Below are 21137 nucleotides of genomic sequence, written 5' to 3'. Positions count from 1 at the left end.
GGATCGGGTGGACGGGTCTCCTCCGCGGTGAGCGCGCGCGGCCGTGAACCCGGTCCGGCGGGGGAGCGCGTCCCCCTCGCGCTCGACCCCACCGGACCGGTGATGCAGCCTGGAAACGGCGCTTGGCGCTCGGTTCCGGGCGGGCTCAGCGCCCTTTGACCCTGCGCACAGGCCCGCTCAGCGGGCTGTTGTACGGCGGGGGACTCGGCGCTGAGAGCTGTTCGCGCAGCTCAGGCCACGCGGGAAGATCAACAAAAATTCGTCCTGCACTCAGGGATCGTCCAGAGAGGGGCGGGATCATTTCCGCAGGTCAGGGCGCTGAACTTTTTCCCCGCCCTCCCCCTGGTCAGCGCCGCCGGTGCGCGCGCTCCGCCGCCTCGGTGGTCGTCTTGTCGGCGTGGCACGCGGTGCACAGCACCTGGACGTTGCCGGGCTCATCCCTGCCGCCGTCAACCAGGGGCACGGCGTGATCGATCCGGGTTGCAAGCGCAGGGTGCCACCTGCCGCACGTCGCGCAGGTCGCCCCGCCCGCCCGGTTCACAGCCCGGCGCACAGCTAGGCGCGCTCGCTCACGGCCTACCTGGCGAGCACCACCGCAGGCGGTGCACCGGGATGAGCCGGGGACCGCGGTCCGGGGGCAGGTCATGCAGGCTCGCCGCATCCCACCCCCTCGCACGTTACGAACACGGTGATCGTAACTACCGCAGTGCTGTGCGGTAGCCGTCACCTACTACACCCCCTGTGGCGCAACCATGGACCTGGGGAAACGCGGCGGTCCGCCAGGACCGTGACCTACCTGTGACCAACCGCGGCAGGCAGAGCCGGGGCCGATGTAGAGATGCATAGTTGCCCCCTGTTCCTACTTCTCCTATAAAAACCAAAACCAAAATTTATAGGGGTTCTGGGAACGGCCCCAACTTGTCATCTCTGCACTGGGGCCGTTCCCGCATCCGCCGCGTCAGGCAGCTTCGCCCTGGTCAGGCCGCTTCCTGGTGGTCGTGTTCCTGCCGCGCCTCTTCGGGGGCCGCGTCTTGCCTCGCATGTCCGTCACCTTGTGGTGGCGGCGGAACGCCTTGGCGAACTCCGGCTCCGGCTCGCCCACGAACCAGAACGTCAGCCGGTCCGGGGTTGGCTTCGCCCCGTTCCGCGGCGCCTTGCTGATCCACACCTTGTGGATGAGCAGCGCGTATACCTCCCGGCGCTCGGTCGGCCCGGCGTTCTCCCAGTACTCGGTGACCGCTTCAATCTGGTCGATGAACCCGGTACCGAGTACCTTCGCCTCCACCTTGAGTTGCGCGCGCTCGGCGTTCAGGTTCGCAATCCGCTCGTTCACCTGCCCATGCAGGCGGTCGTACTTCTCATCACCCTGCGGGCCGGAGAACATGACCCCGCGTAGCTTTTCGGCGTCAAGATTGTCGACGTATGCCTGTTCCGTCGCCAATTCCGCGTCGATCTCCTGAATCCGCAGGCCGAGCCCCGGATTCTTGATCGCTTCCCACCTCTCGGCCAGGGCAAGCACCTTGGGGTCGTTCGGGTCGAGCGTGGCAATGTGGCTGACGATGGCGTTGCCGACGAACGTGTGCACGGCGTGGTCGACCATGCCGGAGCCGATGCAATCCCCACCGGCGGCCTTTCGCATGCAGCGGTACAGTGCCGCCCTCTTGGCAGCCTTGGTCTTCCAATCCGGCGTGGAATCGGCGCCACATTCGCGGCAGGCGACATAGCCCGTCGCCTCCGTCGACGCGGGTTGCCCTGTCTTCTGGGAACGGCTCGCGGGGATGTTCCGCAGTACTTGAGCACGCTCCCACTGCCCGGCGCGGATACCCAGCAGTTCCCGCAGTTGCAAAAGCTCCCCGAGTGAAACAATGCCTTCGCCGCAACGTACCTTGTCGCCAGTTTTCCCGTGGTGCCAGAAGTCACCATTGTGGGGCATGTAGCCTGCCAGTACGGGTGACGTAAGCATGGAACGAACGGTCGACTCGCTCCAATGGTTCGGATACTTCATGGGTTTTTCCCGCTGGTTGGCGGCTTTCTCGGGCTCGCCAATGCGCTCCAATTTCGCGACCGCGCGCTTCCTGCTGGCCCACGAAGGGGTGTCAATACCCCGGGCGTTCAGGCTGTCCGCGACCCAGCCGGTTGACTTGTCCCCGTAAAGAACGGCGGACGCGTAGTTGCGCTGGATCTGGGACTCGAATGGTTCAAGAATCAGCTTCTTAGCTGAGGTTACGATGTTGCCGTACGGGCGCCTGCCGATCCAAAGCCCCAGGTTTCGCAGGTGGTCTCTGGCGTCCGAGTAGCGGCCGGATGTGTCTTTTGATGACCTTTGGGCCATGTGTGCGGCAAAAGCGAGACTAAGCTCCCAGTTTTCGACTAGGGAGTCAATTCCGTCTTCAATCGAGATGAAACGGCACCCTGTGGTGACGACCACTCGAATAATTTCGGCCGCCTGCAAGATCCCCTGCCGAGTTGCGCGGTCCACTTTGACCACGATCAACAGGTTGGCTCGCTTGGCGTAAAGGTCTTCCATCCCCTTTTCCCAGTCATCCCGGTAGACGCCCGGGATGTACGCGGACTTGTCGACATCGGCGTACACGGCGTGCTCAGTGGCGCCGAGTGCGTGCATCTGCGCCAGGGTCTTGGGCTCCTGGCGTTCGATCGACGTAGATGTGTCCTTGAGGTCCGAGATCCGGTGATACCGGATGGCGACCCACCCACCCGCAGGCGTGGTGTCAGTGGCAGACCCGTAGTGCATGGTGTTCCCCTTCCCCCCGCGGACATCATAACTGCTGGTCACGGGAGCCGTGGTGTGAGTTTTAGGGTTGCTCACCAACAACCACTGTTTCACCAGCACCGCGGGCATCGAGGTGTGGTTCAACTACCAGTGCCCCACCTGCAACGGCACCACCAGCACGCCGACCAAGGTGCTCGCCTCGAAGGTGCTCAGCACCGACGCCGGCCTGGACTACACCCTGTTCGAGGTCAACAACTTCGCCGCGATCTCCAGCTTCGGCTTCCTGGAGCTGGACGTCCGGGTGCCCGCGGTCGGTGAGCGGATGTACGTGATCGGCCACCCGGCGGGCAAGCTGAAGAAGCTCTCGCTCAAGGACGACCAGAGCCCGAGCGGCAACTGCCAGGTCCGCGCGGTGCGGGTGAACGGCAGCAGCTCGCAGAGCGACATCTCCTACATGTGCGACACCGAGGGCGGCTCCTCCGGTTCGCCGGTGCTCTCCGGCAACACGCACAAGGTGATCGGCCTGCACCACTTCGGCGGCTGCCCGAACCAGGGCGTGCGCATCGACCTGGTGGCGGCGAAGATCGGCAACCTGCTCTGAGCCACCGCCCGCCCGGTCGACCCCCATCGACCGGGCGGGCCTCCGCTCAGAGCCGCGCCAGCACCTCGGCCTCCTCGGCCGCGCTCAGCCCCGCCTTGCGCGCCCGGTCCAGCCCCAGCTCGCGTTCCCAGGCCAGCGTGTCCAGCGTGGTCTCCGCGGTGGAGCGGATGGTCAGGCCCGCGTCCAGCGCGGGCTGGGCCTGGTGCGAGGCCATGCCCTGGTAGTCCGGCGGCAGCCACAGCGGCAGCGAGCGCGGTCCGCCCCAGGGCGCCACCTTCAGTTCCGCCAGCCGGGCCTCATCGGCCGGCACCGGTTCGATCGGCGTGCCGACCGCTGCCCGGATCTCGCCGAGGAACTCCGGCAGCGGGGACGGGGTGCTGATCGCGTCGAAGGTGCCGCCCAGCCGCTGCTCGGCGGCCAGCACGATCCAGGCGGCGAAATCGCGCGCGTCGATGTGCTGGAACGGCAGCCCCGGCACATCCGGCAGCAGCACCCGGCCGCCGCGGGCGAACCGGGCAGGCCAGTACCCGAACCGGTCGGAAAGATCGCCCGGCCCGGTGATCAGCCCGGGGCGCGGGATGAACGCGTCCTCGCCGAAGACCTCGCGCACCGCGTTCTCGCTGGCTACCTTGATCCGGCCGTACCGCTCACCCACCTCGGCGGTGGGCAGTCCGGCCGCGTCGTCCACGAGCGGCTCGACCAGTTTTCCGTCCACGCCCTGGCCGGGCGTCGCGTTGTCCGCGTACACGCTGATGGTGGAGACGAACGTCCAGTGCGCGGCGGTCTTCGCCAGCTTCTCCAGCGCGTCCCGCACCCACGGGAAGGAGATCCTCGCCACGTCCACCACCGCGTCGAAGCGCTCCCCGGCCAGCGCCGCCAGCCCCTCCGGTGCGCTCCGGTCCACCACCGCGGTGACCGCCCCGGCTGGCACCTGTCCAGAGACCCCGCGGACCGCGCAGACCACTTCATGCCCACGTCGCAACGCTTCTTCGGCGACGGCCTTCGAAAGGAAGATCGTCCCGCCCAGTACCAGAATCCGCATGCCCACACCCTGCTGGAGGACCGCGCGGCCCGCGACCGATCTCGCGCAGAGCGAACGGCGGTGAGAGCGGTAACGCATCGAGCGCGCGGAGTGAACAAGCAGGTCAGGTAGGCTCCTCTCGTCCCGCTTCCCGGCAAAATCCAGGAGCATTCGCGTGGCCCGAGTCGTCGTCGACGTCATGCCCAAGCAGGAGATCCTCGATCCGCAAGGACAGGCGGTGGCGAATGCGCTGCCCCGTCTCGGATTTGATGGCATCGCCTCCGTCCGCCAAGGCAAGCATTTTGAGCTGGAGGTCGACGACAACGTCGACGACGAAGCTCTCGCGAAGATCGCCGAGACCTTCCTCGCCAATCCGGTGATCGAGGACTGGACCGTCCGCCGGATCGAGTCATGAGCCCCCGGATCGGGGTCATCACCTTTCCCGGCACCCTCGACGACGTCGACGCCCAGCGCGCCGTGCGTTACGCCGAGGCCGAAGCCGTACCGCTGTGGCACGCCGACGCGGATCTGCGCGGGGTGGACGCGGTGGTCGTGCCCGGTGGGTTCTCCTACGGGGATTACCTGCGGGCAGGCGCGATCGCCCGGTTCGCCCCGGTGATGGGCGAGGTCGTCACGGCCGCGGCCAAGGGTCTGCCGGTGCTGGGGATCTGCAACGGTTTCCAGATCCTGTGCGAGGCCGGGCTGCTGCCCGGCGCGCTGGTCCGCAACGCCGGACTGCACTTCGTCTGCCGGGACCAGTGGCTGCGGGTGGAGAACAACTCCACCGCGTGGACCTCCCGGTACGAGCAGGGCGCCGAGATCCTGGTGCCGCTGAAGTCCGGCGAGGGCCGCTATGTCGCGGAGAAGTCCACTGTGGACGAACTCGAGGGCGAGGGCCGGGTGGTGTTCCGCTACGTCGGCGGCAACCCCAACGGCGCGCTCGACGACATCGCGGGCATCACCAGCGCCAACGGCCGGATCGTCGGCCTGATGCCGCACCCCGAGCACGCGATCGAGGCCCTCACCGGCCCGACCGATGACGGTCTCGGCCTGTTCCTGTCCGTTCTCGACTCGCTGGTGGCGGCGTGACAACGACTGAACAGCAAGTGGACACCGTCGAGCACGCGGCGGCCACGCCAGAGCTGGCGCAGCCCTACCGCGAACTCGGCCTCAAGGACGATGAGTACACCCGCATCCGGGAGATCCTCGGCCGCCGCCCCACCGACGCCGAACTGGCGATGTACTCGGTGATGTGGAGCGAGCACTGCTCGTACAAGTCCTCCAAGGTGCACCTGAGCTACTTCGGCAAGACCACCACGCCGGAGATGAAGCAGCACATGCTCGCCGGCATCGGTGAGAACGCCGGTGTGGTGGACATCGGCGACGGCTGGGCGGTGACCTTCAAGGCGGAGAGCCACAACCATCCGTCCTATGTGGAGCCGTACCAGGGCGCGGCCACCGGTGTCGGCGGCATCGTCCGGGACATCCTGGCCATGGGCGCCCGCCCGCTCGCGGTGATGGACCCGCTGCGCTTCGGCCCTGCCGACGCGCCGGACACCCGCCGGGTGCTGCCCGGGATCGTGGCCGGGGTCGGCGGCTACGGCAACTGCCTCGGCCTGCCCAACATCGGCGGCGAGGTCGTCTTCGACGCGACCTACGCGGGCAATCCGTTGGTCAACGCGCTGTGCGTGGGCGCGATGCGGGTCGAGGACCTGCACCTGGCACACGCCTCCGGCACCGGCAACAAGATCATGCTCTTCGGCGCGCGCACCGGCCTGGACGGCATCGGCGGGGTGTCCGTGCTCGCCTCGGACAGCTTCTCCGGCGACGAATCCGGCGCCGGGCGCAAGAAGCTGCCCAGCGTGCAGGTGGGCGACCCGTTCACCGAGAAGGTGCTCATCGAGTGCTGCCTGGAACTCTTCCGCGAGGGCATCGTGGTGGGCATCCAGGACCTCGGCGGTGCCGGCCTGTCCTGCGCCACCTCGGAGCTGGCCAGCGCCGGTGACGGCGGCATGCACGTGAACCTGGAGACGGTTCCGTTGCGCGCCACCGGCATGTCGCCGGCGGAGATCCTCTCCAGCGAGTCGCAGGAACGCATGTGCGCGGTGGTCGAGCCCAAGGACGTCGAGGCGTTCCTGCGGGTCTGCCGCAAGTGGGACGTGATCGCCACCGAGATCGGCGAGGTCACCGAGGGCGACCGGCTGGTGATCACCTGGAACGGCCAGACCGTGGTGGACGTGCCGCCGCGCACCGTGGCGCACGAGGGCCCGGTGTACCAGCGGCCGATCCAGCGCCCGGCCACCCAGGACGCGCTGATCGCGGACGTGCCGGACACGCTGCCGCGACCCGGATCGGCCGAGGAACTGCGGGCGACCTTACTGAAGCTGATCGCCTCGCCGAACCTGTGCAGCCGCAAGTGGGTCACCGAGCAGTACGACCGGTACGTGCGCGGCAACACCGTGCTGGCCCAGCCCGCCGACTCCGGGATGATCCGGATCGACGAGGAAACCGGCCGCGGCGTGGCGATCTCCACCGACTGCAATGGCCGTTATGTGCAGCTGGACCCCTACACCGGCACCCGGCTCGCGCTGGCCGAGGCCTACCGCAACGTGGCCGCCACCGGCGCCAGCCCGTACGCGGTGACCAACTGCCTCAACTTCGGCTCGCCGGAGGACCCTGGCGTGATGTGGCAGTTCAGCGAGGCCGTGCGCGGCCTGGCCGACGGCTGCAAGCAGCTGGGCATCCCGGTCACCGGCGGCAACGTCTCCTTCTACAACCAGACCGGCTCGGTGGCGATCCTGCCCACCCCGGTGGTCGGCGTGCTCGGCGTGATCGACGACGTCAGCCGCCGCACCCCCACCGGCCTGGGCGCGGAGGACGGCGAGACCCTGCTGCTGCTGGGTGAGACCAAGGACGAGTTCGGCGGCTCGGAGTGGGCCAACCACATCCACGGCCACCTGGGCGGCAAGCCGCCGACGGTGGACCTGGAGCGGGAGCGGGTGCTGGCCGAGGTGCTGGTGGCCGGGTCCAGGGACGGCATGCTCTCCGCCGCGCACGACCTCTCCGAGGGCGGTCTGATCCAGGCCGTGGTGGAGGCCGCGATCATCGGCGAGAGCGGCTGCCGGATCGTGCTGCCCGAGGGCGCCGAGGCGTTCACCTTCCTGTTCTCCGAGTCCGCCGGTCGCGCGCTGGTCGCGGTGCCGCGCAGCGAGGAGCTGCGGTTCACCGAGATGTGCAAGGCGCGCGAGCTGCCCTGCACCCGGGTGGGCGTGGTGGACACCGAGTCCAAGGCGGTGCAGGTCCAGGGCCAGTTCACGGTGGGCCTTGACGAGCTGCGCACTGCCTGGGAGGGCACGCTGCACGCGCTGTTCGACTGAGTTTCCCGCACTGCGACAAGGGGAGGGGCCACTGGTCCCTCCCCTTTCGCTTACTGGCTGGTGGCTCGCCTGCGGCTGGTCGCGGTGAGCAGCAGGACCAGGCCGAGCAGGCCGAGGGAGAGGCCGGTGAGCAGTTGCAGGTGCTCGGGGACCATGTGCATCAACAGCCAGCCCTCGCCGCCGACCTGGCTGGCGATGAGCCCGCCGAAGCCCTGGATCATCGCGACGATCCCGAACACTTCGAGCATGGCCGCAGTCCTTCTTTCGTATTCTGTGGTCCACCCGACACGCACCGTTGTGACCCGACTGTAGTGAAAAACCACCCCCGATGGGTCATCCGCAGGGTTGGTCCGGGGTCGCGAAGGTCGCCTTGGCCGGGTCGGGGCGCTGCGCCCAGGTCACGCCGCCGAGGCCGACGCGACGGTGGAAACGGGCCCCGTCCCAGTTCAGCGGGCCCATGAAGGTGGCCCTGGTGAGGTAGACGTTGCCGTGGAACTCGGCGTGGTCGAGATGGGTGACCCGCCACAGGGTGGCGTCCTGGATCCGCATCCCGCCGACCAGCCTGCCGCTGAGGTCCAGCCTGCTCAGCGTGGCGCCCATCAGATCCAGGTTGTACCGAGGGCCGTCGGTGCCCGCCTTGGGCAGCAGGTCCCGGATGAGCTGCTGGGCGCTGCGCCGCACCTCGCCCTCGCGGGAGTAGCGGGACTCGCCCTTACGCTCGTCCGGCATCTCGAACGGGCGGCGCAGGTAGGCGCAGTAGATGTCCAGCACGGTCTGGGCGTACTCGGGACGGCTGCGCGCGATGCCGGCCAGCGCGTGCAGCGCGCCCACCCGCACCTGGTCCGCCTCGTGCCCGAGCAGCTCCACCGCCTTGGCGAAGCGCTCGTCGCTGACCCGCTCCCGGTCGTGCTCGGCCCGGCTGGTGTCCAGCCGCTGCCGCTGCTCCTCCACCTGCCGCCGCCGGTCGTTGAGCCAGAGCGCGTACAGCGCCACCACCGACCCCGCGCCCAGCCCGCCGGTCTTGAGCGCCTCGGTCAGCCCCGCCTTCGGATCCGCCACCAGCAAACCCCCGCCGACCAGCAGCAACGCCCCCATCGCGAGCAGCACGGTGCCGGTGAGCACCACCGCCTGCCTGCGGCGCAGCATGCCGAAGCCGAGTACCCCCAGTGCCACCGCGAACCCGCCGATACCCGGTCCCAGCAGCCACCACCCGTTGTCCACGGCGATGATCGTGCCGCCATTCGAGTGGACGTTCAACGTCCGGCGGTAGTTCGCCAGGTAAGCGGCACCGGCGAGTTTCGTCTGGTCGTATGCTCGCTGGTCACCCGAACCGGACAGGGGAGCGGACTGTGGAACGCCCGAACTGGGCGCCGGGCGAGCTTGACCTCACCGTGCCGAGCGCGGCCAGGGTCTATGACTACTACCTCGGCGGCTCGCACAACTTCGCGGTGGACCGGGCCCAGGCGCGGCAGGCGATCGAACAGTGGCCACTGCTGCCCGCGGCACTGCGGGCCAACCGGGCCTTCCTGCGCCGCGCGGTGAAGTTCTGCCTGGCCAAGGGCATCCGGCAGTTCCTGGACATCGGCTCCGGCATCCCCACCGTGGGCAACGTGCACGAGATCGCCCAGGCCTTCGACCCGGCCTGCCGGATCGCCTACGTGGACATCGACCCGGTCGCGGTCGCGCACAGCAGGCTGATGCTCAGCGACAACCCGAACACCGCGGTCATCCAGGCCGACCTGCGCACACCCGAGGACGTGCTGGACGCGCCCGAGCTGACCAAGCTGCTCGACCTGTCCCAGCCGACCGCGGTGCTGTTCGTGGCGGTGCTGCACTTCATCGCCGATGAGGAGGACCCGGCCGGACTGGTCCGCCGCTACCTGGACGCGGTGCCCGCCGGCAGCTACCTGGTGCTCTCGCACGGCAGCAGCGAGGGCGCGCCGCAGCGGGCCGCCCAGCACGAGGACCTCTACCAGCGCACCGGCAGCCGGATCTTCATGCGCTCGCGCCAGCGGGTGCTCACCTACTTCGGCGACTGCGAGCTGCTGCCGCCGGGGCTGAGTCAGATGACCCAGTGGCGGCCGGAGCCCGACGACGAGTACTGGGGCTCGCCGGAACAGCTCAGCGGGTTCACCGGCGTCGGCTACAAGGCCTGAACCGGGGAGGCGCGGTGCAACAGGAACACGGCTGGGTGCCACCGGGAATCGACCTCAGCCGGCCCAGCGCGGCCCGGGTCTATGACTACTACCTGGGCGGTTCGCACAACTTCGGGGTGGACCGGGAGCTGGCCAGGGTGGCCATCGAGGACTGGCCCGAGCTGCCGATGATCATGCAGGCGAACCGGGCCTTCCTGCGCCGGGCGGTGAAGTTCTGCGTACAAGCGGGGATACGCCAGTTTCTGGACATCGGTTCAGGAATACCGACCGTGGGCAATGTGCACGAGGTGGCCCAGGAACTCGACCCGGACTGCCGGGTGGTCTATGTCGATATTGACCCGGTTGCCGTAGCGCACAGCCGAATCATGCTCGCGGGTAACGATTTCTCCGAGATCGTCCAGGCCGACTTGCGACAACCCGAACGGGTGCTGGACGCGCCGCAGACCAAGGCCCTGCTGGATTTGTCCCAGCCGGTGGCGGTGCTGATGGTGGCGGTGCTGCACTTCGTGCCGGATGAGGCCGATCCGGCCGGACTGGTCCGCCAGTACCTGGACGCGGTCGCGCCGGGCAGCTTCCTGGTGCTCTCGCACGCCTGCCTGGAGGGCGTCGGCGAGCAGGCCGAGTTCCACCAGAAGCTCTACCGCCGGGCGGGCAGCGCGCTGACCATGCGGACCGTTGACCAGGTCGCGGGCCTGTTCGGGCAGGCCCGGCTGGTCGAGCCGGGACTGGTCCGGCTGCCGCTGTGGCGACCGGACCCGGCAGCCCCGCACGAGGGGGATCCGGCAGTTTTCGCCGGCTTCGCCGCGGTCGGCCAGAAGGTCTAGACCATGTGGCCAGCGGAAACGACTGAGATGGGAATCATTCCCGGGTTTTCGGGCTTTCTGCGGGCCCGGGACACCGCTACCCTTCGTGGCGTCGAACCGTTACGGAACTGCGCGGAAGGGTTGGATCCAGCCACGCGTCAGGGGAACTTGACCCGTCTTTTCCGGCCGCGGTGGCGGAGTGTCGCCACTGGTGGCGTTATCGTAGAGTTATTACCCCCATCAGCGATGATCCCCGCAGGTGACGAGTGAGAGGATCAGGACGATGTGCCGACCCGCTCCCACTTCGCTGATCTTCGCGAGTGTGCGCCAGGTCATGGAATTGCCGGTCAGCTTCGGATTTGTTGATGAGGGGCTCGTCTCGACGACCGTGACCACGGCAAACTGGACCCAGGAGGACAGCGGGCGACCCGGACAGTCTGGTTTGTGTGCCGCGGTCGGGCGATGGGTATGAGTGCGACGAACAGCGATTCTTTCCGCCCTGGAAGGCTGCTGGTGACTGACGGCGCCGACCGAACCCACCAGGCCTGTGCGCGATTCGCCCGTAGCTGGGTCCGCGCCATCGCCGGTACCAGCTACGTCTCCCTCGGCCTCGCCGAGACGGAGCAGCTGCTGCTCGCGCACACCGAGCGCCTGGTGCAGGCGCTGTTCGCCGATCCGTTCCGGGCCACCCCGGCAAGGGAGATCGGATTCCAGCTCGTCCAGGCGCATTTCACCGGAATCGAGACGCTGAGCCGGACCGTCGCACTGCTGGGCGATGAGTTCCTCGGCGAGCTGCGGGTGGAGCCGGACGAGCGACTGCAGGCCCGGATCGCCGCGTTGCAGGGCGCGCTGGCCGCGGGCTACGCCCAGGCGCTGCGCGAGCGGACCCTGGACGAGCAGGAGGCGATCCGCCAGGCGGTGCTGGACGCCAGGGACGCCGCCGAGCACGCCCGCCGGGCCAGCGAGGCCCGCTTCCGCGCGGTGTTCACCGAAGCCGCGATCGGCATCGGCATCCTGGACACCAACGGCCGCTTCCTGGACGCCAACGCCTCCCTGCAGCACATGCTGGACTACTCCCTCGAAGAGCTGTGCCAGCGCAAGGGCCACGACGTGCTCTACCCGCAGGACCGGGCGGACCTGCGCGACCTGTGCGCCTCGGTGGCCTCCGGCGCCCGCGACCACGTCCGGCTGGACTCCCGGCTGACCAGGCGGGACGGCCAGGAGATCTGGACGCACATCACCGTCTCGCTGATCAGGGACGAGCAGGGCGCGCCGCGGTACGTGGTGGCCATGATCGAGGACGTCACCGACCGGCACCTGCTGCAGACCCGGCTGGTGCACCAGGCCCTGCACGACCCGCTGACCGGGCTGTCCAACCGGGCGCTGTTCCTGGACGAGCTGGCCACCGCCTTCGCCCGCAAGGAGCCGCAGGCCAGGGTCGGCCTCTGCTACCTCGACCTCGACGGCTTCAAGGTGATCAACGACAGCCTCGGCCACGACATCGGCGACCAGCTGCTGGTCGCGGTGGCCCGGCGGCTGGACGACTGCGTGTCCGGCCCGGGCAGGCTGGTGGCCCGGATGGGCGGGGACGAGTTCGTCATCCTGCTCGACGGCACCACCGGCGACGACGAGGTCATCGCGGTCGCCGAGCAGGTGCTGGACGCGCTGGTCGAACCGATCAAGGTGGCCGGGCACGAGCTGTCCATCTCGGCCAGCATCGGCATCGTGGAGCGGCCGACCAGCGTGGCCTGCCCCGCCGACCTGATGCGCGACGCCGACATCACGCTGTACTGGGCCAAGGCCGATGGCAAGAGCCGCTGGGCGCTGTTCGACTCCGAGCGCAACGCCCGCGAGGTGGCCCGCTTCACCCTGTCCGCGACCATGCCCGCGGCGCTGGAACGCGGCGAGTTCTACGTGGACTACCAGCCGCTGGTCCGGCTCACCGACACCGCGGTGGTCGGGGTGGAGGCGCTGGTCCGCTGGCAGCACCCGGAGTTCGGCAGGCTCGGCCCCGACCGGTTCATCGAACTGGCCGAGGAGACCGGCCTGATCGTCTCGCTCGGCCGCTGGGTGCTGGAACAGGCCTGCCGCCAGGCCCGCAGCTGGATCGACGAGTTCGGCGCGGCCGCCCCCTTCGTCAGTGTGAACCTGGCCGTTCGCCAGCTCCGTGACGCCGGCCTGGTCGGCGACGTGGCCCGGATCCTGGCCGAGTCCGGCCTGCCCCCTGGCAAGCTCCAGCTCGAACTGACCGAGAGCGCCATCATGGGCAACGCGGCCGAGCCACTGGACGCCCTGTGCGCGCTGTCGGACATGGGCGTGCGCATCGCCATCGACGACTTCGGCACCGGCTACTCCAACCTGGCCTACCTCCGCCACCTGCCCGTGCACGAACTCAAGATCGCGGGCTCGTTCGTGGAGGGCCTGCGCGCCGCCGCGGCGGGCGATGAGGTCGACCAGCAGATCGTGGCCACCCTGGTCTCACTGGCGCACGCCCTCGGCCTGACCGTCACCGCCGAAGGCGTGGAAACCACCACCCAGGCCGAACGCCTGCGCGCCATCGGCTGCGACTCCGGCCAGGGCTGGCTCTTCGCCAAGCCAGGACCCCCGGCCAGCATCGACGGCCTGCTCTAGACATTTCCCCAGCTCACGGAACCACCCGTGGGTGTGCTGCGTCGTTGGTACGGTGACCGTGGACGCGCACTGCGTGACGGAGGGGAAACACAGTGACCGACCCGAACAGCGCCCAACCAGGCCCCGCCATGGCGATGTCCGCCCTGACCAGCCTGAACAAGTCGGTCGACGCGATGAACCAGCTGCGCGAGGACGTCCGCGCGGGCCGGGTCAAGCTCGACCCGGCAGCAGGCGCGCAGCTGAAGAAGGCCCTCACCGAGCAGGAATCGCGGGCCCTGAAGTGGCAGGAGACCGCATCACAGCTTGAGCAGGCGTTGCCGCTTGGCAACCACTGGGTGGGCCAGCAGATGGCGGACAAGATGAGCAAGCGTGCCAGCGGCACGGACTTCTCCTTCGCCACCCAGGTCAACCTGTACATCGATGAACTGCAGAAGGCCCAGGTCGTGCTGGATGAGGCGATCCGGGCGACCACGGGCGCGGACACCGGTAGCGCCGCCGACCTCGGAAAGCACGGGAAGTAGACGTGAGTCGTAGCAAGATCGTTGTTGGTGGCGCGTTGGCGGCCGCTGTCTTCCTCGGTGGCTGTTCGGGCGGCTCGATCGCGGGCACGCCGACCCCCGCGACCAGCGGCGCGGCCACCTCGAGTGCCTCGACCGGCGACGGTCCGGGTGCTTCGCTGGCCGCGGTCCTGCCCTGCGCGTTGCTGACCAACACTGAGGCCGCTTCGCTGGGCCTGCTGGCAGGCCAGCCAGAGGACTTCGGCAAGAAGCGTCAGTGCCAGTTCCGCGATGTCTCCAAGCCGTCGCCGGTGACCGGCAACGTCACTATCGACCCGGTGTTCGGCTTCGACCAGCTGCGTACCCCGCCGAACACCGACGAGGCCGGGATCCGCAAGCTCACCGTGGATGGCAGGCGGGTCAACTACTACCCCAATGCTGACGGCACCCTGTGCACGGTGAACATCGAGGTCAACAAGACCGAGGTGGTCTTCGTGCAGACAAGCCTGCGCCAGGCGGCTACGCCCGCGCCAGTGTGCTCGATCACCGAGAAGATGGTCGGTTTCGTGCTGCCGAGAATGCCGAAGAAGTAGCAGGGGGATGTCATGACCCAGCCGCAGAACGGCGACTACCGCCAGGTCGAGTCCAAGGTCAACCCAGCGGACCAGGGGACCTTCGGGCGGGCGGTGATGGGGACCGAGGACGACCGGGACGCGGTCGCCGCGCAGGAGCGTGAGCTGCGTGAGGGCCTGAAGATGGGCACCGACCGGGCGCTCACCCAGACCGGGAACTGGGCCGGAGTCGAGCATCAGGCCCTGTATGACCAGATCACCAACAACAACGACCCTGGTCAGGTCTACTCGGTCGCCGAGCAGTGGACCAAGCTCGGCAATGAGATGGCGAAGTCCTCCGAGGAGATGGACAAGCTGATCAAGGCCACTGAGCACGGGTGGAGTGGCCTTGGCGGCGATGCGGCGCGGGAGGCCACGCTCAAGCTGGCCAAGTGGGGTGGCGATGCCGCGCAGACCAGTCAGTACATGGGGAACCGGACCAACGACCTCGGGCTGATCGCCGAGGACAGCAAGAACCGGATGCCCGAGCCGGTCAAGTTCGACGAGAACCAGATGATGCGGGACGCGTTCAAGTCCGGTGGGCTGCTTGGGCTGGTCAAGTCCGCGGTGCAGGACATCCCGGCCAAGCGTCAGGAAGCGGACAACGCGCATCAGAACGCGATCCGGGTGATGCAGAACAACGAGGCGAGTTCGCGGCAGGTGGATGCCACCACGCCGGTGTTCTCGCCGCCGCCGCCGATCGGCGGGATTCCCGGGGAGCCGTGGCCGCCCAAGCCGACGCCGCCCTGGCCGCCGAACCCGCCGCCGAACTGGCCGCCGGATCCGCCGCGGGTGATCCAGCCGCCGCGGGTGGTGCCGCCGGTGCCGCCGCCGGTGATCACGCCGATTCCGGTGCCGGTGCGGCCGTTGCCGCCGCCAGTGCCACCGCCGCCGCCCAAGGGCAAGCCGCCGGTGCCGAAGCCGCCGTTGCCGCCGCCGTTCCCGCCACCGCCGGTGCCGGACAAGAACAAACTGCCCGACAAGAACAAGCTGCCGGACCGGCCGTTGCCGCTGCCGAAGCCGGGCGATCCGACCAAGCCGTCCGGGCGGGTGCCGGTGCCGCCGCCGAACCTGCCGGGTGCCACCGGGCCCGGTGGCAAGCCGCCGGGTGGCATCGCGCCCGGGGGCATCCTCGGTGCGCTCACCGGGGGCGCCGGGGGCACGCCGGGCACCGGGACCGGGGCAGGCAAGACCAGTTTCGGGCCGGGTGGGGCCGCGGGCGCCGGGCTGGGTGGCGCGGTGGCCGGGGCCGGTGCGGCCGGGGCCAGGGGTGGACCGGGCGCCGGGGGCATGGGCGGCGGGCCGATGGGCGCCGGTGCGGGTCGCAAGGAAGAGGACAAGGAGCACAAGCGGGCCGACTACCTCCAGGAGACCGAGGACGTGTGGGGTGACGGGCAGCGGGTGGCGCCTCCGGTGATCGGGGAATGACCAGCGTGCTGACCACGCTCACCGCGACGGAGCTGGACTTCGCCTGGCAGGAACTGGGGCTGGAGCGGGCGCCGTACCCGCTCAAGCTGCGCAGCCACGGCGTGACCATGGAGGAACGGTCCGCGCTGCGGCTGCGGGTGCTGGAAGGGCTGCGGCAGCGGCGGCTGGCCAGGGAACGCGGGCCGCGCTGGGAGCTGGATCCGGTGCTGGAGGACCAGCTCGGGCTGCTCGCCCGGCATTCGCTGGCGGTGGAGCTGATCCAGTACACCGACTCCCCGGTGCTGGCGGTCGCGGTGTCGCGGGGCGAGAGCGCGGTGCTGGCGGTGCAGACCGAGGACGAGTCGGTGCACCTGCAGGAAGTGCGGGACACCGGGCTGGCCGAGGCGATCGTCAGCGCGCTGCCGCCGGGACAGGCCGGGCGGCAGGCACCGGTGTCCGCGCCGCTGGCCGGGCTGCAACGGGCCAGCGGGCCGGAGAAGCTGGATCCGTTCGGGGACAGCGTTGATCAGCTGGTCGCCGCCGGGATGAGCCGCAATGAGGCGTACACGCTGGACTTCCTGAGCAGGCACCGGCACCAGGGCGGGCAGTTCTCGGTCAGCCTGGCCGAGCGCTACACCACGCACATGGAACGCGATCCCACCGTGGTGTCCTGGTTCGACAGCGAGGACGGACGTTATCTGCTGGTCAGCGAGCGCGGCCGGCTGTCCATCAGCGCGGCGGACAACCAGCGGATCGCGCACCGGGTGCAGGAGCTGATCTCCGCGGCCCGCACCGGCTGAGCTACTCGGTGGCCTCCCGGCAGGCGCGCACGAAGGCGTTCACCGCGCCGCGCTGCTCGCCCAGCCGCCACAGCGCGGCCAGCCGGCCTGGCCGGATGCCGGGCACCGGGCGGAACACCACGTCCTCCCTGGTGTTGGACTCGCTGGTGCTGCTGGCCACCAGGGCGATGCCGGTGCCGGCGGCCACCGCGGCGAAGACCTCGGCCAGGTTGTTGGCCACCGCGGTCACCGTGGCCGGGCGGTCCCGGCGGGCGTCGGCGGCCAGCCAGAACTCGCGTTGCGGGCCGGATGCCTCGGGCAGGGCCACGAACGGTTCGGTGAGCAGGTCGCTGAAGGCCACCTCGGCCTCCGCGGTCAGCGGGTGCTCGGCTGGCAGGGCCACCCAGCGCGGTTCGGCCAGCAGCACCCGGTAGGCGTAGCGGTCCTGGTCGGCCACTGGCAGCCAGACCAGCGCCAGGTCGACCTGGCCGTCGCGCAGTCCGGCCGAGGAATCGTCCCAGTCACTGCGGTGCACGCCGATCCGCCAGCCGGGCAGCAGTTCGGCGAAGCGGGCCGAGATCCGCTCGAACAGGCCGGGCGCCAGGTTGCTGTGCACGCCGATCTGCAACACCATCCGCTCCCCGGCGGCGGCCCGGCCGACCTCGCCGAGCGCGGTGCCCCAGTCGGCGAGTAGTCGCTGGGCCCTGGGCAGCAGGGCGACCCCGGCCGCGGTGAGCGCCACGCTGCGCCGGTCCCGGCGCAGCAGCGCCGAGCGCAGACTGCGTTCCAGCAGCCGGATCTGTTTGCTCAGCGCGGGCTGGGAAACGTGTAGCCGCTCGGCGGCCGCGCTGAAGCTCAGTTCCTCGGCCACCGCGACGAAGTATCGAAGGTCCCGCATATGCACGTCCATAACTCCGCGCCATTAGAGCGGCTCCGATCGGTTGTGACTAGCCCGTTCGGCGATCGTTACCAGGTTCTTCCCTCACTTGGCGGAGTCGCGAATACCCAATGGGCGCAACGATTCTTGCGTCGGCAACCCGGTCGGTCGATCGCTCGATCGGGTAGCAACTGTCCATTGTGGACTGTCAGGCGATGAAGGAGCTGGTCGTGCCGGGGCGAGCGGAGATCCTGCGGTGCGCGGTGGCCGGGCTGACCGCCGGGCCGGTGCTGGTGCACGGCCCGGCGGGCTATGGCCGGACCACCATGCTGGCCGAGCTGGTGACCCGAACGGCCCAGCGGGGCCGGATCCTGCGGGCCGCGCCGGGACCGGCCGATGCCGCGGTGCCCTGGACCACCCTGGCCGACCTGCTCGACGAGCTGCCGCCGCAGCCCTGGCGGCCGCTGGCCGAACCCCAGCTCGCCGCGCTGCGCCAGGCGGTGCGCCGGGACCACCCCGGCACCCTGGACCGGCTCGCGCTGCGGCTGGGATTCCTCGCCCTGCTGCGGGCGCTGGGTGCGGAGGCGCCAGTGCTGCTGGTGCTCGACGATGTCCAGTGGGCCGATTCGGACAGCGTCGACCTGCTCGCCTTCGCCGCCCGCCGGACCGGGCAGGCGGCCCGGTTCGCCGCGGCCGAGCTGGTCGCGCCGGGGGCGAGTCCGCTGGCCACCTGGCTGAGCCCGGCCACCGTGCTGGAGCTGCCGCCGCTGACCCTGGCCGAGACCACGGATCTGTTGCGTGGACAAGGAGATCCGGCCGCACTGCACCAGGCCGCCGGCGGGCATCCCCGGCTGGTCCTGGAGCTGAGCCGGTCCGGTGGCGGACTCACCGAGGTGGCGAAAACCCTGCTCCGCCAACGGCTCGACCGGCTCGATCGGACGGTGCTGCTGCGCATCGCGCTGGCCGGGCGGGTCACCGTGAGTCTGCTGCACGCCTGCGGGCAGCCCGAGCCGGAGTCGACAGTGGACACCGCGTTGCGGGCAGGCGTGCTGGAGCGGGCGGTGGACGGCGCGCTGTCCTTCCGGCTGCCGCTGCTGGCCGATCTGGTGGTGGCGGAGGCGGATCCGGCGCAACTGCGGCAGGCGCACGAGGAGCTGGCCGCGGTCAGTTCGGACCCGGTGGAGCAGGCCCGGCAACTGGCCAGGGCCCGGCCCGCCCCGGCCGAGGACCTGGCCCGCACCCTGGCCTCGGCCGCGGGCTCGGCCCGGCAGCGCGGACTGCCCGCCGCCGCGGCCGAGCTGGGTGCGCTGGCCGCCGATCGCACGCCGGTGGGGCAGCCCAAGGCCGCGGTGGCCCGGCGGCTGGCCGCGGCCACCGACGCGGTGACCGCCGGCGCGCACGAACTGGCCCGCACGCTGGCCGCCGCGGTGCTGACCTGCCCGCACAGCAGCCGGAAACAGCGGGTCACCGCCTGCCTGGCGCTGGTGGACGCGGCCCGGCACACCAGGGCCACCGCCGAGCGGATCTTCCGCCGGGCGCTGGCCGAATCCCGCGGCGAACCCGCGCTGGAGGCCCCGGTCCGGCTGCGGCACGCCGTGCACGCGGCCATCGGCGGCGATTTCCCGGCGGCCGCCGCAGGACTGGCCAGGGCCGCCCAGCTCGCGCACACCGCCGGTGATCAGCACACCGAGGTCAACGCCCGGTGCTCGCTGGCGCTGTGCCAGGTGGCACTGGGGGATCCGGCCGCCGAGGACACCCTGGCCACCGCGGCCGCGGTGCCGGTGGCCGAACCGGTGGCCCTGCACGGCGGGGTGGGCTGGACCGCGGCCCGGCTGCACCTGTTCGCCGACCGGCTGCCCGCCGCCCAGACCGAGCTGGCGAACCTGTTCGAGCTGGCCGAGGAACGCGGCGAACTGGGTGAGCTGGTCGCGATGAGCTGGAGCGCCACCGAGGTGCTGCTGGCCGCAGGCCGGTGCGGGCAGGCCCGGCAGCGCGCCGCGGAAGCCTTGCGCCAGGCCGAATCCACCGGCGCCGACCTCGGCCCGGCCCGCTACGCCGCCGCGCTGGCCGAGGCGGTCGGCGGCGATCCGGCCCGTGCCGCCGACCTGGCCGCGGCCGGACTGGCCACCGCCGAAGCCGACGGCGATCAGGCGTTCGTGCTGCGTAACCTGCATGCGCTCGGCCTGGCCGGACTGGCCGCGGGTGATCCGGCCGCGGCGCTGGAACCGTTGCGGCGCGCGGGTGGCCTGGAAACCGAGCTGGCCGTGGCCGATCCGGCGGTGTTCGGGCTGCGCGCCGATCTGGCCGAGGCACTGGTGGTCACCGGCGCGCAGGCCGAGGCCACCGAGGTGCTCGCGGCCGCCGCCGAACAAGCGCAACGACTCGGCCGCCGCGGTGTGCTGGCGACCCTGGCGCGGGCCGACGGTATCCGCTTGCTGCTGGCCCAGCAGACCGAACAGGCGGTGCGGGCACTGGAATCCGCCTGTGCCGAACAGGCCGCGCTCGGCCAGCCCGTGCAGTACGGGCGCAGCCTGCTGTGGCTGGGCATCGCGGCCCGCCGTCGTCGCCGCCGGGCGGCCGCGCGGGAGACCTTGCGGCTGGCGCACCGCACCTTCACCGGCGCGGGCGCGACGCCGTGGGCGGCCAGGGCACTGGCGGTGCTGGGCGAGGATCAGGAGCAGGAGCCGTGCGGCGCGCTGACCGGGCTGGAGCACCGGATCGCCCGGCTGGTCGCGGGCGGGGCCACCAACCGGGAGGTGGCCGCCCGGCTCAACGTCAGCGGCAAGACCGTGGAGGGCGCGCTGACCAGGATCTACCGCAAACTCGCCGTCCGCTCCCGGACCGAACTGGCGCTCCGCCTTCCGGACCCCGCAGCCGGGCCGGTGCGGTGACCGGGATTTCCCCGTTTCGTGCCCAGGCAACGGCTTCCTAGCGTCAGGGTCCCCTGCGATGCCTAGGAGTGCCCATGCGTCTGCTCCGCCTGCTTCCGATCACCCTCGCGCTGGCCGCCACCGCACTCGTGCCGCTGGCCTCTCCGGCCGGGGCCACCGCGGACCCGTTCATCATCGGCGGCAAGTTCGTCACCTCGGCGCCGTGGGCGGCCGCGGTGTACCGCAACGGCTCCTTCACCTGCTCCGGCACGATCATCGCGCCGACCTGGGTGCTCACCGCGAAACACTGCGTGGGCAGCGGCCTGACCGTCCGGGTCGGCAACGTCCACCGCGCCCAGGGCACCCTGGCCACGGTGGCCAGTTACACCTCGCACGCCCGCGCCGACCAGTCCCTGCTGCGGCTGGCCGCGCCGGTGCAGACCAGCGAGTACAGCAAACTCGCCGATGCCAACCCGGCCACCGGCAGCATCAACCAGATCTACGGCTGGGGCATGACCAGCCAGAGTGCGCCGCCTGCCACCCAGCTCAAGGTCGCCGACGTCCGGCTCACCTCGATCTGCCGGGACTACTACGGCGGTCAGGCGTTGTGCACCAGCCGGATCACCGGCAACGCCTGGTCCGGTGACTCCGGCGGACCGCAGGTGTTCAACGGGCTCCAGGTGGGCGTGGCCTCCACCGCGGACGGCCGCAGCACCCAGCAGTACAGCAGCGTGCCCGCGGTGCGGGACTGGATCCGCCAGGTCTCCGGGGTGTGA

The 21137-nt window shown here is 70.3% G+C and carries 19 protein-coding genes; 13 read left to right on the top strand and 6 right to left on the bottom strand.

Annotated elements, in window-relative coordinates; translation table 11 throughout:
- Window positions 1-346: 346 nt before the first annotated feature.
- Both ACTOWY_RS10575 and ACTOWY_RS10570 read right to left on the bottom strand, forming a co-directional pair.
- A complete protein-coding gene (locus tag ACTOWY_RS10575) occupies window positions 347-646 on the bottom strand; it encodes an HNH endonuclease (protein ID WP_441309415.1) in 300 nt (99 codons plus the stop codon).
- A gap of 312 nt (window positions 647-958) precedes the next feature.
- The gene (locus tag ACTOWY_RS10570) at window positions 959-2752 is read right to left on the bottom strand and encodes a recombinase family protein (protein ID WP_441309414.1); all 1794 of its coding nucleotides are present in this window, start codon (window positions 2750-2752) and stop codon (window positions 959-961) included.
- Window positions 2753-2819: 67 nt separating this feature from the next.
- Here ACTOWY_RS10570 and ACTOWY_RS10565 point away from each other — a divergent pair, with 67 nt between their 5' ends.
- Window positions 2820-3332, top strand: a complete 513-nt coding sequence (locus ACTOWY_RS10565; RefSeq protein ID WP_441309413.1) for a trypsin-like serine peptidase — start codon at window positions 2820-2822, stop codon at window positions 3330-3332.
- Window positions 3333-3378: 46 nt separating this feature from the next.
- Here ACTOWY_RS10565 and ACTOWY_RS10560 read toward each other — a convergent pair whose 3' ends face one another.
- Complete coding sequence (locus ACTOWY_RS10560) at window positions 3379-4374, bottom strand: NAD-dependent epimerase/dehydratase family protein (RefSeq protein WP_441309412.1); 996 nt, start codon at window positions 4372-4374, stop codon at window positions 3379-3381.
- 154 nt (window positions 4375-4528) lie between these two features.
- Between ACTOWY_RS10560 and purS the strand changes: the two genes are divergently transcribed.
- The 3 genes from purS to purL are packed head-to-tail and all read left to right on the top strand — an operon-like array spanning window position 4529 to window position 7730.
- Window positions 4529-4768 carry a phosphoribosylformylglycinamidine synthase subunit PurS gene (gene purS / locus ACTOWY_RS10555; RefSeq protein WP_185000803.1) on the top strand — a complete coding sequence of 80 codons (240 nt, stop codon included), beginning with the start codon at window positions 4529-4531 and terminating at the stop codon, window positions 4766-4768.
- Window positions 4765-5442, top strand: a complete 678-nt coding sequence (purQ, locus tag ACTOWY_RS10550) for a phosphoribosylformylglycinamidine synthase subunit PurQ (RefSeq protein ID WP_441309411.1) — start codon at window positions 4765-4767, stop codon at window positions 5440-5442. The genes purS and purQ overlap by 4 nt, the downstream gene beginning before the upstream one ends.
- The gene (purL, locus tag ACTOWY_RS10545) at window positions 5439-7730 is read left to right on the top strand and encodes a phosphoribosylformylglycinamidine synthase subunit PurL (protein ID WP_441309410.1); all 2292 of its coding nucleotides are present in this window, start codon (window positions 5439-5441) and stop codon (window positions 7728-7730) included. The genes purQ and purL overlap by 4 nt, the downstream gene beginning before the upstream one ends.
- A gap of 50 nt (window positions 7731-7780) precedes the next feature.
- Here purL and ACTOWY_RS10540 read toward each other — a convergent pair whose 3' ends face one another.
- Together ACTOWY_RS10540 and ACTOWY_RS10535 are read right to left on the bottom strand one after the other, a co-directional pair.
- The gene (locus tag ACTOWY_RS10540; RefSeq protein WP_441309409.1) at window positions 7781-7978 is read right to left on the bottom strand and encodes a hypothetical protein; all 198 of its coding nucleotides are present in this window, start codon (window positions 7976-7978) and stop codon (window positions 7781-7783) included.
- An 85-nt stretch (window positions 7979-8063) separates the two neighbouring features.
- On the bottom strand, window positions 8064-8987 hold the full coding sequence (locus ACTOWY_RS10535; protein ID WP_441309408.1) for a pentapeptide repeat-containing protein: 924 nt from the start codon (window positions 8985-8987) through the stop codon (window positions 8064-8066).
- A 92-nt stretch (window positions 8988-9079) separates the two neighbouring features.
- Here ACTOWY_RS10535 and ACTOWY_RS10530 point away from each other — a divergent pair, with 92 nt between their 5' ends.
- The 7 genes from ACTOWY_RS10530 to ACTOWY_RS10500 all read left to right on the top strand — a co-directional run bounded on the left by ACTOWY_RS10530 (window position 9080) and on the right by ACTOWY_RS10500 (window position 16635).
- Window positions 9080-9886: an SAM-dependent methyltransferase gene (locus ACTOWY_RS10530; protein ID WP_441309407.1), complete on the top strand. Its 807-nt coding sequence runs from the start codon at window positions 9080-9082 to the stop codon at window positions 9884-9886.
- A gap of 14 nt (window positions 9887-9900) precedes the next feature.
- On the top strand, window positions 9901-10710 hold the full coding sequence (locus ACTOWY_RS10525) for an SAM-dependent methyltransferase (protein ID WP_441309406.1): 810 nt from the start codon (window positions 9901-9903) through the stop codon (window positions 10708-10710).
- Window positions 10711-11202: 492 nt separating this feature from the next.
- Window positions 11203-13320 carry a putative bifunctional diguanylate cyclase/phosphodiesterase gene (locus tag ACTOWY_RS10520; RefSeq protein WP_441309405.1) on the top strand — a complete coding sequence of 706 codons (2118 nt, stop codon included), beginning with the start codon at window positions 11203-11205 and terminating at the stop codon, window positions 13318-13320.
- Window positions 13321-13412: 92 nt separating this feature from the next.
- Entirely contained in the window at window positions 13413-13841 is a 429-nt protein-coding gene (locus ACTOWY_RS10515; protein WP_441309404.1) for a hypothetical protein, read from the top strand.
- A gap of 2 nt (window positions 13842-13843) precedes the next feature.
- Entirely contained in the window at window positions 13844-14410 is a 567-nt protein-coding gene (locus tag ACTOWY_RS10510) for a DUF3558 family protein (RefSeq protein ID WP_441309403.1), read from the top strand.
- Between the two features lie 12 nt (window positions 14411-14422).
- Window positions 14423-15856 (top strand): PPE domain-containing protein, encoded by a 1434-nt coding sequence (locus tag ACTOWY_RS10505; RefSeq protein WP_441309402.1) that lies wholly within the window; start codon window positions 14423-14425, stop codon window positions 15854-15856.
- On the top strand, window positions 15853-16635 hold the full coding sequence (locus ACTOWY_RS10500) for an ESX secretion-associated protein EspG (protein WP_441309401.1): 783 nt from the start codon (window positions 15853-15855) through the stop codon (window positions 16633-16635). The genes ACTOWY_RS10505 and ACTOWY_RS10500 overlap by 4 nt, the downstream gene beginning before the upstream one ends.
- Window position 16636: 1 nt before the next feature.
- Here ACTOWY_RS10500 and ACTOWY_RS10495 read toward each other — a convergent pair whose 3' ends face one another.
- On the bottom strand, window positions 16637-17512 hold the full coding sequence (locus ACTOWY_RS10495) for a LysR family transcriptional regulator (protein ID WP_441309400.1): 876 nt from the start codon (window positions 17510-17512) through the stop codon (window positions 16637-16639).
- 194 nt (window positions 17513-17706) lie between these two features.
- Here ACTOWY_RS10495 and ACTOWY_RS10490 point away from each other — a divergent pair, with 194 nt between their 5' ends.
- Complete coding sequence (locus tag ACTOWY_RS10490) at window positions 17707-20382, top strand: AAA family ATPase (protein ID WP_441309399.1); 2676 nt, start codon at window positions 17707-17709, stop codon at window positions 20380-20382.
- A gap of 74 nt (window positions 20383-20456) precedes the next feature.
- Window positions 20457-21137 carry a S1 family peptidase gene (locus ACTOWY_RS10485; RefSeq protein ID WP_441309398.1) on the top strand — a complete coding sequence of 227 codons (681 nt, stop codon included), beginning with the start codon at window positions 20457-20459 and terminating at the stop codon, window positions 21135-21137.

It is taken from the genome of Crossiella sp. CA198 (assembly GCF_052078295.1).
In the GTDB taxonomy this organism is placed as follows: domain Bacteria; phylum Actinomycetota; class Actinomycetes; order Mycobacteriales; family Pseudonocardiaceae; genus Crossiella.
The sequence above is the reverse complement of the archived record's forward strand: the minus strand, read 5'-3'. Positions and strand labels throughout refer to the sequence as shown.

Excerpts from the sequence above, each read along its gene's own strand:
- ACTOWY_RS10575 (WP_441309415.1), bottom strand. The coding sequence starts at position 646 with ATGACCTGCCCCCGGACCGCGGTCCCCGGCTCATCCCGGTGCACCGCC.
- ACTOWY_RS10570 (WP_441309414.1), bottom strand. The coding sequence starts at position 2,752 with ATGCACTACGGGTCTGCCACTGACACCACGCCTGCGGGTGGGTGGGTC.
- ACTOWY_RS10560 (WP_441309412.1), bottom strand. The coding sequence starts at position 4,374 with ATGCGGATTCTGGTACTGGGCGGGACGATCTTCCTTTCGAAGGCCGTC.
- purQ (WP_441309411.1), top strand. The coding sequence starts at position 4,765 with ATGAGCCCCCGGATCGGGGTCATCACCTTTCCCGGCACCCTCGACGAC.
- ACTOWY_RS10540 (WP_441309409.1), bottom strand. The coding sequence starts at position 7,978 with ATGCTCGAAGTGTTCGGGATCGTCGCGATGATCCAGGGCTTCGGCGGG.
- ACTOWY_RS10505 (WP_441309402.1), top strand. The coding sequence starts at position 14,423 with ATGACCCAGCCGCAGAACGGCGACTACCGCCAGGTCGAGTCCAAGGTC.
- ACTOWY_RS10500 (WP_441309401.1), top strand. The coding sequence starts at position 15,853 with ATGACCAGCGTGCTGACCACGCTCACCGCGACGGAGCTGGACTTCGCC.
- ACTOWY_RS10495 (WP_441309400.1), bottom strand. The coding sequence starts at position 17,512 with ATGCGGGACCTTCGATACTTCGTCGCGGTGGCCGAGGAACTGAGCTTC.
- ACTOWY_RS10490 (WP_441309399.1), top strand. The coding sequence starts at position 17,707 with ATGAAGGAGCTGGTCGTGCCGGGGCGAGCGGAGATCCTGCGGTGCGCG.
- ACTOWY_RS10485 (WP_441309398.1), top strand. The coding sequence starts at position 20,457 with ATGCGTCTGCTCCGCCTGCTTCCGATCACCCTCGCGCTGGCCGCCACC.